General features: G+C 67.7%; 1 protein-coding gene. It reads right to left on the bottom strand.

What is annotated here, in order from left to right; genetic code table 11:
* A partial coding sequence (locus tag ASG00_RS15520) for an ABC transporter substrate-binding protein (protein ID WP_162238404.1) occupies window positions 1-531 on the bottom strand: 531 nt, incomplete at its 3' end.
* Between the last annotated feature and the right edge of the window lie 224 nt (window positions 532-755).

Here is a 755-nt window from a genome sequence, read left to right on the forward strand (position 1 = left end):
GAGGGCGGAGATGCGGGGTCCGGCGTTGACGGGCGCGAGGTTCGACGACGAGAAGCAGGACTGCGGAACCCCGACGCCGAGGATCGAGTAGAGCCCCGCCGCTTTGTAGGCGTCGTTCTGCTGCTGGCAGCCGACGAACGAGGCGTCGCCCACCGAGGCCACGATCGAGGAGTCGGACGCATAGCCGGTCGCGATCTGCGCCGTCTTGGTGGGGTCGAGAGCGTCGTCTCCGACCTGGTAGGAGATCGGGCGGCCGTTGATCCCGCCGTTGTCGTTGATGCAGTCGAAGTAGGCCTTGGCCGAATTCGGGGAGGACGAGAAGTCGACGCCGCCGGATTCGGTGGCGATGGCGACGACCTTGATCGGGGTTCCGGTGGCCTTCTGGCCGTTGCCGAGGCCGCACGCGGCCGTCCCGGCGGCCGCCGAGCCGCCGGATGTGGGGGACGCAGAGGTGTCGGCAACACATCCCGCGAGAGCGATGACAGCTGTTGTCGCCGCTACCGCGAGCAGTGCCCGCATGGTGCGATTCATGGGTGTACTCCTTCGTACGAGATGCGACGCGAGGGACAGCTGCGTCGCGGACAGCCTCGCAATACCGGCGCGGGGGCCGTAGAACGGCGAGGCACCCGCATTGCACGTGCGTGCACAACGTCTTCCAGGCGCCGTAGCCGCGACGTCGTCGGTCATATACGATGCAGACCACGCGGTCACCGGCGACCGCGACTCGTTGGAGGTAACCCCGAATGCTCCACGCC

It is taken from the genome of Microbacterium sp. Leaf351, from assembly GCF_001423825.1.
In the GTDB taxonomy this organism is placed as follows: domain Bacteria; phylum Actinomycetota; class Actinomycetes; order Actinomycetales; family Microbacteriaceae; genus Microbacterium; species Microbacterium ginsengisoli.